This window comes from Tardiphaga sp. (assembly GCF_025356345.1).
In the GTDB taxonomy this organism is placed as follows: Bacteria; Pseudomonadota; Alphaproteobacteria; order Rhizobiales; family Xanthobacteraceae; genus Tardiphaga.
The window spans coordinates 24,200-32,208 of the sequence record NZ_JANXTC010000276.1; the positions used below are offsets into that span (position 1 = coordinate 24,200).

Consider the following 8,009-nt stretch of genomic DNA (forward strand, 5'->3'; position numbering starts at 1 on the left):
CGGCGTCCGCCGGATGACCGCGCCCCGGATTGCCCGAGCCGTTCTGCTGGCGCTGCTGCTGTGCTGGGGCTTCGCCGCGCGGGCAGATGTCGCGGTGCCGGCGCTGAGCGGTCGCGTGGTCGATCAGACCATGACGCTCAGCCAGGCACAGCAGGGCGCCCTCGAGGGGACCTTGCGGGAATTCGAGGCGCGCAAGGGCAGCCAGGTCGCGGTGCTGATCGTGCCGACGACGGCGCCGGAATCGATCGAGCAGTTCTCCATTCGCGTCGCGGAAGCCTGGAAAATCGGCCGCAAGAAAATCGATGACGGCGCGATCCTGGTTGTCGCCAAGAACGACCGCAAGCTGCGCATCGAGGTCGGCTACGGCCTCGAAGGCGCGCTGACCGACGTCACCTCCAGGCGCATCATCGACGAGGTCATTACGCCGAAATTCCGCGCCGGTGATTTCGCTGGCGGCATTTCCGATGGCATCGACCGGATACTGAAAGTCATCGACGGCGAACTGCTACCGGCTGTAGCGTCGTCGCCGCCGCAGGGCGCAAATTTCCTCGACCAGATCGAACAATTCGCGCCGTTCCTGCTGTTCGGCGTGATCATTCTTGGTGGCATCTTTCGAACCTTGTTCGGTCGGCTGTTCGGATCATTGGCCACCGGCGGTCTGGTGGCGCTGGTGGCCTGGCTGCTGGTCGGCACGCTGACGATCGCCGGGCTGTTCGGTCTTGTCGGCTTCGTGTTCACGCTGATCAGCGATGCCTTCACATCCGGCGTGAGTGGCGGCCGGCGCGGCGGCGGCTATATCGGCGGCGGCGGCTCGTGGTCGTCCGGCAGCTCGTCGAGCAGTGGCGGGTTCAGCGGCGGTGGCGGCAGTTTTGGCGGCGGCGGCGCCTCGGGGAGTTGGTGATGGGTATCGCGCGTATCGGCAGGCATCTGCTCGGCAACCGCTCCCGCGTGCGAAAGGCGTTCCCGCCAAAAGTGCTGGCCGCGATCGAGCAGGCGATCAAGGCCTCCGAAGCCAGCCACGCCGGACAAATCCGCTTCGTGGTTGAAGGCGCGCTGGATGGCGAGCCGTTGTTCAAGGGGCAGTCGGCGCGCGAGCGTGCCATCGAGGTGTTTTCACAGCTGCGGATCTGGGACACCGAACATAATAATGGCGTGCTGCTCTATCTGCTGCTCGCGGACCGCGACGTCGAGATTGTGGTCGATCGCGGCATTGACGCCAGGGTCGGCCTGGATGGCTGGGACACGATCTGCAAGGCAATGGAGAGCGAATTTCGCCAGGGCCGTTTCGAGCGCGGCGTAATCTCGGGCATCGCGGCGGTGACGCAGCACCTCGCCACCCATTTTCCGCGCGATTGCGCGGATATTAATGAACTGCCGGACGCGCCGGTGGTGCTGTAGGCCACTGCCGGATCCGGCGTCATTGCTTCGTCTCAATAGCTCCTGAGAAGAAAGTAGCGGTCAGAGCACTTGTCCCGGACGCGGCGCAATGCGCCTCCGCAGGAGGCGTCATGCGCCGCGGAGCCGGGACCGCCAAGAACGCCGGCGATTATCGGGGTCCCGGCTCCGCGGAGCGGCATGGCGGCGAGGCAAGGGCATCGCCTGAGAATGCCGCACCGCGACCGGGACACGAGTCCGATTTCGTCTACCAGGGTCGGCCATCCGGCCGCTGCGATCTACCTACGCCTTTACAGAGTCTCGTTTACCGACCCTCGCAAACCAGGCCGCGATGTTGGCATTCGCGGGATCCATCGGCTGCTCGACCTTGCCCGCGAAATCGAGCCAGCAATACAGCTTGATGTCCGCGAAGGTGAAACGGTCGCCGCAAATGAATTCCTTGCCGGCGATCTGGCCGTCGAGCCAGCCCAGCCGGTCGGCAATGATCCGCTTCAGGCCGTCGGCGGCCTCCGGCACGCAGACGATCCGGCTTTCAAACCGCTTCAGGCCCTTGCTGAAGCGATAGGCGTTGGCGATATGCTGGCAGATGTTGAGATCGATGCGCTGTCGCCACATCCGCGCCTCCGCGCGTTGCTCCGCCGTGGTGCCGATCAGCGGCGGCGAGGGATGAAGCTCCTCGATATATTCGCAGATCGCCACCGTCTCCGAGATGTGGCTGCTATCGTCGAGCTGCAGCGTCGGCATCTGGCCGTGCGGATTGCGCGCCAGATGCGCCGGTTCGCGATTCTCGCCGGCGGCGAGATCAACGGTCTGGACCGGAACCGTCAGTCCCTTTTCGGCGAGAAACATCCGGACCACGCGCGGATTGGGGCCGATCGAATCGTACAGTTGCATGTCGCCTCCCGGGCTTGGTTGGCTTCCATTGAGGCGATCGCCGGTTGACGGTCAAGGCGGAACTGGGGGTGGATAAAGCGTGAAATTTTCGTAACGGCGGCGGCCGGTAAGGATTTGGCAAGCAATTGAAAGTTACCAAAGTGTTCATCTTTACCGGAGCATTGCCGTGACCGAGCCCAAGGCCGACCTGAACAGCGATCTTACCGCGAGCTCCGTCGAAGCCGGGTCGTCTGCTACACCAGCGACCGCGGCGGCCGCGACGGTCAGGATCGACGCGCCGAATCTGGCGCCGGAGCAGGACGATGCGTCGCAGGAAGTGCCCAAGCCGGAACCACGCAGATCGGAGCAGGCGAAGGCGCAGCCGTCGCATCCCGCGAGCAGGATCCTGATCATGTCGCCGCAGCGCGAGCGTAGCTGGGAGGACTTTGTCAATTCGGAGCCGCCGCCGGAGCCGGAATACGGCGCCGCTTCCGGCAAGCGCCGGGTGTCGATGGTCGCGGCGGTGGTCGCGCTGGCGGCGGCGACCGGCGCGGTCGGAGGATCGCTGGCGACTGCCGGTATCGGTCATTGGTTCGGCAATGATGACGGCAAGGCCATGATTAGCCAGACTCATGCGCTTGAGGAATCGATCATGCGCATCGATGCCGACATCGCCGCGCTGAAGATCGGTGCCGAGCGTCATATCAAACAGGCCGCCGCGCAGTCCGCCAAGACCGCCGAACGGCTCGACCGGATCGAGAAAGCGCAGGTCGAACCGGCCGCCCGGCTCGCCAAGCTCAGCGAGACCGTCGAGAAGCTGCGCGTCCCGCCGGCACCGGTTGCCGCGCCGGTGGCCTCGGTCGCCGCGAAGGAAATCACCGGCTCGATAACGCCGGCTCCGGTCCCGACGACGAAGCTGGAAATCGCTCGGCTGCCGACGCTGGATGGCTGGGTGCTGCTTAATGTCGCCGATGGCGGTGCCACGATCGAAGGACGTCAGGGGATATTCGAGGTCTATGCCGGGGACCCGGTCCCGGGCCTTGGCCGCGTCGACGCGATCCGCAAGCAGGATGGCCGCTGGACGGTGGTAACCAGCAAGGGCCTGATCGTCGCCCGCTGAGCGCCTCGCTGCGGATGCGGTGGCGTCGCGTTTCGGCTAATCTCCCGGTGTGAGGTGGCAAGCCATTGTCGCTGATCCGGAGAATGCTTGTGCGATCCAGCTCTGTACTTGTCGCTGTACTATCCTGTTTGGCGCTGATGGCGTGGGCTCGGGCCGGCACCCTGCCGCCCGATCTGGCCGTCACCGATCCCATGGCCTTGCGCGAGCTGGATCTCGGCGCGGCTTCGGCGCCTCGCACATTCGGTCTCGGCGCCATGCTTGGCGACGGATCTTCCGTGCCTATTTCCAGCGATGCCCTGTTCAGACTCCCTGCGATGGGTCCGGTACGGCTGGCACTCGACGCGGAGTTCGCGCGCTACGTCGCCCGGCACATGGCGGAGTTACCGCTCGAAACCATTGGCGTCGGTCCGCCGCATGATTTTCAGCTGTTCGACGCGGCCCAGCTTGATTCAGGCCGCACGCGCTTCGTGCTGTCCGGCATCGTCAACCGGATGGACCGCGCCTATCTGGCGCCGGAGAGCTGCGGCGAGATCCGGCTGCTGTACCGGCTGACGCGCAGTGACGGCATCGCGCCGTCGCGGCTGCCGATGACGCTCAACATGGTGTTGCGGGCGAAATCGCCGACCGACATCACCATCACCTGTGCGGAAATCGCGCGGCGCTGGCTGGCGATGGCGGATTTTCGTCCAACCGGCGCTGAACTGGCGAGCCGGTTGCTGGCGTCCGACGGGCCGCTGGCCTCGGTCAGGCCCGACGCCATCGATCGCATCGAGACCAACCTGCAGATCGCCCATGCGCCGAAATCGGCGATCCGCGATTTCCGCACCGACTATCTGCAGAAGGTGTTCCGCTATGACGCGTCGGCGAAGCGCTTTGTCGAGGCGCCGCTGGAAAATCAGATCGATCGCGACCGGCTGCTCGTCGATGCCACGCTCGCAGGCGAATTTCGGGCGTGGCTGCTGGAGCCGGAACAGTTGATCGCGTTCGATCGCGGCACCGCGCTCATCCCCGAAAAATTCCTGGCTACGTCATCGGTCGCCGCGACGCCCGCCGGTCTGGCGCCGTCGAGACTGCAGCCGGCGTTCGGGCTGCTGCAATCCGACGGTGCCGACGGCCGGGCGGTGTTTGCCGATGATGAGGTGGTGACCGCGTTAAAGAACGCGGCGGATCGCGGCGTCATCTTGCAGAACATCCGATCGCCAGCCGGCTTTGCGCGACGGCTCAACGATATCAGCTGTGGCGGCTGTCATCAGATACGCGGCATCGGCGGATTTCATTTTCCGGGAGTGGACTGGCTGGCGGAAAAGCCGTCCAACGCAACCATCGTCCCGGCATCGCCGCATTTTGTCGGCGACCAGCCACGGCGCCAGGACATTCTGGCAGCACTGCGCGGCGGCAAGCCAGCGGACTTTTCACGCGGCTTCTCGGACCGGCCGCAGGCGCGCGGCAGCGACGTACTCGCCGGTAGCGAATATCTCGATGGCTGGGGAGCGACGTGCGCTTTGCCGGTCGCGCAGGCCGACGCGAGTTTTACGTCGTGGAGCTGCGCGGAACGGTTAAGCTGCCAGCCTGTCGGTTCGGGCCGGTCCTCGCGGATCGGCATGTGTTTCGTGAAGTGATGCCAGGGGATGAATAGGATGAACGAGGCGGAAAAAGACCCCAAGCAGCTTGACCGGGTGATCGCGGAGAATGAGAATCAACGCCAGACCGGCAGCGACATCCGCGTCAGCCTATGGGCGATCGGGGCTGCGGTGCTGATTGGCTTCGGCGTGTTCGGCTGGCTGCTGTCGCGCTAAACAAATTACGCCCTCATGCACGGGGTGACCGGCATGAGGGCGTGATCTCGGTCTGGTTTTAGGTAGCGTTTAGCCCGGCATCAGCACGGTGTTGACGACATGGATCACGCCGTTCGACTGGTTGACGTCGGAGATGGTCACCCGCGAGCTGCCGCCCTTGGCATCGACGATAAACACCTTGCCGCCGGTGCGCTTCACGGTGAGCTGTTCGCCTTCGACGGTGGTCAGCTTCTTGCCGTCGGTCAGATCGGCGGCTTCAAGCTTGCCAGCCACCACATGATAGGTGAGGATCTTGGTCAGCGTGGCCTTGTTTTCCGGTTTTACGAGGGTCGCGACGGTGCCCTTCGGCAGCTTGCCGAACGCGGCGTTGGTCGGCGCGAACACGGTGAAAGGACCGGCGCTGGACAAGGTATCGACGAGGCCAGCGGCCTTCACGGCGGCGACCAGCGTGGTGTGATCCTTGGAGTTAACCGCGTTCTCGACAATGTTCTTCGACGGATACATCGGCGCTCCACCGACCATCACGGTGTTCTCGCCTTTCATCATCTTGGCGGAGGCGGGCTCCAGAAAGCTCGCCGAAATCATCAACGTGCTGAAAGCCGCGAAAGAAAGTAATGCAATGCGCTTGGACATTTTATCGTCTCCCAATCAATGGACGCTACGCCCAGCGAGAATTCGCCGGCGTGGTGATCCGTGACGGTGCGAACGGCAACTGCGTTTCGCTTCGTCAGGATCAGTTACGTCGCTTTAGAAATCGGGTTTCAGATCGATTCTTGATGGTATCTGACGAGGCCGCCAGTCCGGGTCTTCACGCAGCCAAGCCACTGCCGTCCCGGACTGACACAGCCTTCATGCAACTGCGCCCGAGGCCCGCAACGCTGCAATAGCCGCATCGTCGAAGCCCGCATCGCGCAAAATCTCGTCGCTATGCTGGCCGATCTCGGGCGGCAGCCGCGGCTTCTTCTTCGGACTGCCGTCGATCCAGATCGGGCTGTTGATGGTCATGATGTCGGAGTCCTCGAACTTCACCAGCACATCATTGTCGATCATCTGCTGATCGCCAGGAATATCATCGAGAACGCCGACATAGCCGAACACCAGTCCGCTGCCATCGAGCCGCGATCGCCAGTCGGCGAAATCGCGTTTGCCGAAGGCTTCGTCCAGAATCTGGATCAGTTCGATCGAGCGTGCGTGGCGATCCGCTCTGGTGGCGAAACGAGGGTCATTGCTCAGATCCTCGCGTTCAATGCAGCGTGCCAGCGCTGGCCATTGCTTGTCTTCGTTCAATAGCGACAGCATGATCCAGCGACCGTCGCTGCATCTGTAGTGATTGGTGCAGGCGTTCAGCGCGCGCTCGCGGGGGCGGCGCTTCTCGAAGGTGGCGCCGCATAGTTTTGCCTGCGCGAGCACGCTGCTGGACCAGACGCCGTTGGCCATCAGATTGGATTTGACCTGGCTGCCGCGGCCGGTGCGCTCGCGCTTGTAGAGCGCGGCCGAGATCGCGCCGAACAGCGCCATGGCGCAGGGATGGTCGCCCATGCCGGCCACCGAGCGTGCCGGCGTGGTGTCTTCATCGGCACGGACCAGATCCATCATGCCGGAGCGCGCCCACCAGGCGGTGCTGTCGAAGCCGGGCTTGTCGGCCTCGGCGCCCTTGTCGCCATAGCCGGTGAAGCAGGCATAGATCAGCCGATCGTTGAGCGGCGCCAGGTCCGTGTAGGCCATCTTCAGCCGCTTGCGCACCGGCGGCGGAAAATTGGTGATGAAGACGTCGGCCTCGGCGACGAGCTTGTACAGCACCGCCTGTCCCTCCGGCTTGGCGAGATCGAGCGCCAGGCTCTTCTTGTTGCGGCTCTCCATCATCCACGCATAATTGTGTTCGCTCTGCGGATAGCCGGGCAAGTTGCGTAGATTGCGGTAGGGATCGCCCGCGCCAGGTGGTTCGATCTTGATGATGTCGGCGCCGAAATCGGACAGCACGGTTGCGGCGGCGGGGGCTGCGATGAAACTCGCGCAATCCAGAACCTTGAGGCCTTTGAAGATGGCGTCTTCCATACGTCGCTCCCGTCAATTTTGTTGTTTTTGCCGCATATCGGAATTAGTCGCGTGGTCAGCGATGGTGGATTCCGCGGCGGCATTTGACCCATGTTGACGGGGCGATGCAACGGGTGAACCGGAATGGCAGGCCGGCCTAATCCCTGTCCGAGAGCAGCGCCGCATTGCCCCCGGCGGCGGCGGTATTGATGCTGATGGTCTGCTCGGTGGCAAAGCGCGCGAGATAATGCGGGCCGCCGGCTTTCGGGCCGGTGCCGGACAGGCCGAATCCGCCGAACGGCTGCGTGCCGACCACCGCGCCGATCATGTTGCGGTTGACGTAGACATTGCCGATCGGCAGCCGCTCGATCACGCGCCCTATCATATCATCGATACGCGAGTGAATGCCGAGCGTCAGCCCGAAGCCGCTGCGTGCAATCGATCGCAGTACGTCATCCAGCCGCGCGGCGGGAAAGCGCACGATGTGCAGGATCGGCCCGAACACTTCTTCGGTGAGCTCAGCCGCGTCGGTCAGCTCGAAGATATGCGGCGCGACGAAGTGACCTTTGGTAGGCGCAATGCCGGCGAGATGCACCCGCGACAGCCTGGTCATTCGCGCAATTTGTGCGTCGAGTTTCTGCTTCGCTTCCGCGTCGATTACCGGGCCGATATCGGTGGCGGGATCGCTGACGTCGCCCAGTTGGAGTTCGCGCGCGGCGCCGACAATCATCTCGATCATTCGGTCGGCGACATCATCCTGCACGAACAGCAGTCGCAGCGCCGAGCAGCGC

Annotated in this window: 9 protein-coding genes; 5 read left to right on the forward strand and 4 right to left on the reverse strand. The window is 63.9% G+C overall.

The window, feature by feature from the left end; translation table 11 throughout:
• Positions 1-13 precede the first annotated feature (13 nt).
• Entirely contained in the window at positions 14-901 is an 888-nt protein-coding gene (locus Q0S16_RS17170; RefSeq protein WP_295850427.1) for a TPM domain-containing protein, read from the forward strand.
• Positions 901-1,398 carry a TPM domain-containing protein gene (locus tag Q0S16_RS17175; protein ID WP_295850429.1) on the forward strand — a complete coding sequence of 166 codons (498 nt, stop codon included), beginning with the start codon at positions 901-903 and terminating at the stop codon, positions 1,396-1,398. The genes Q0S16_RS17170 and Q0S16_RS17175 overlap by 1 nt, the downstream gene beginning before the upstream one ends.
• Before the next feature lie 279 nt (positions 1,399-1,677).
• Here Q0S16_RS17175 and Q0S16_RS17180 read toward each other — a convergent pair whose 3' ends face one another.
• Positions 1,678-2,289 (reverse strand): glutathione S-transferase family protein, encoded by a 612-nt coding sequence (locus tag Q0S16_RS17180; protein WP_295850432.1) that lies wholly within the window; start codon positions 2,287-2,289, stop codon positions 1,678-1,680.
• 166 nt (positions 2,290-2,455) lie between these two features.
• Here Q0S16_RS17180 and Q0S16_RS17185 point away from each other — a divergent pair, with 166 nt between their 5' ends.
• From Q0S16_RS17185 to Q0S16_RS17195, 3 genes are all read left to right on the forward strand, one after another.
• Positions 2,456-3,388: a hypothetical protein gene (locus Q0S16_RS17185; protein WP_295850434.1), complete on the forward strand. Its 933-nt coding sequence runs from the start codon at positions 2,456-2,458 to the stop codon at positions 3,386-3,388.
• 137 nt (positions 3,389-3,525) lie between these two features.
• Entirely contained in the window at positions 3,526-5,007 is a 1,482-nt protein-coding gene (locus Q0S16_RS17190; RefSeq protein ID WP_295850437.1) for a hypothetical protein, read from the forward strand.
• Positions 5,008-5,025: 18 nt separating this feature from the next.
• Positions 5,026-5,184, forward strand: coding sequence for a hypothetical protein (locus tag Q0S16_RS17195; RefSeq protein WP_295850440.1), 159 nt, complete (start codon positions 5,026-5,028; stop codon positions 5,182-5,184).
• A 69-nt stretch (positions 5,185-5,253) separates the two neighbouring features.
• Here the strand turns inward: Q0S16_RS17195 and Q0S16_RS17200 are convergent, their stop codons facing one another.
• The 3 genes from Q0S16_RS17200 to Q0S16_RS17210 form a co-directional block, all read right to left on the reverse strand.
• Positions 5,254-5,817, reverse strand: coding sequence for a fasciclin domain-containing protein (locus tag Q0S16_RS17200; protein WP_295850443.1), 564 nt, complete (start codon positions 5,815-5,817; stop codon positions 5,254-5,256).
• A gap of 216 nt (positions 5,818-6,033) precedes the next feature.
• Positions 6,034-7,239 (reverse strand): CoA transferase, encoded by a 1,206-nt coding sequence (locus Q0S16_RS17205; RefSeq protein ID WP_295850446.1) that lies wholly within the window; start codon positions 7,237-7,239, stop codon positions 6,034-6,036.
• Between the two features lie 136 nt (positions 7,240-7,375).
• On the reverse strand, positions 7,376-8,009 hold a 634-nt coding region (locus tag Q0S16_RS17210), incomplete at its 5' end, for an aldehyde dehydrogenase family protein (protein ID WP_295850449.1).

Bases quoted from the DNA above. Each gene is read 5' to 3' on its own strand.
- Q0S16_RS17170 (WP_295850427.1), top strand. From the start codon at position 14: ATGACCGCGCCCCGGATTGCCCGAGCCGTTCTGCTGGCGCTGCTGCTG.
- Q0S16_RS17175 (WP_295850429.1), top strand. From the start codon at position 901: ATGGGTATCGCGCGTATCGGCAGGCATCTGCTCGGCAACCGCTCCCGC.
- Q0S16_RS17180 (WP_295850432.1), bottom strand. From the start codon at position 2,289: ATGCAACTGTACGATTCGATCGGCCCCAATCCGCGCGTGGTCCGGATG.
- Q0S16_RS17190 (WP_295850437.1), top strand. From the start codon at position 3,526: ATGGCGTGGGCTCGGGCCGGCACCCTGCCGCCCGATCTGGCCGTCACC.
- Q0S16_RS17195 (WP_295850440.1), top strand. From the start codon at position 5,026: ATGAACGAGGCGGAAAAAGACCCCAAGCAGCTTGACCGGGTGATCGCG.
- Q0S16_RS17200 (WP_295850443.1), bottom strand. From the start codon at position 5,817: ATGTCCAAGCGCATTGCATTACTTTCTTTCGCGGCTTTCAGCACGTTG.
- Q0S16_RS17205 (WP_295850446.1), bottom strand. From the start codon at position 7,239: ATGGAAGACGCCATCTTCAAAGGCCTCAAGGTTCTGGATTGCGCGAGT.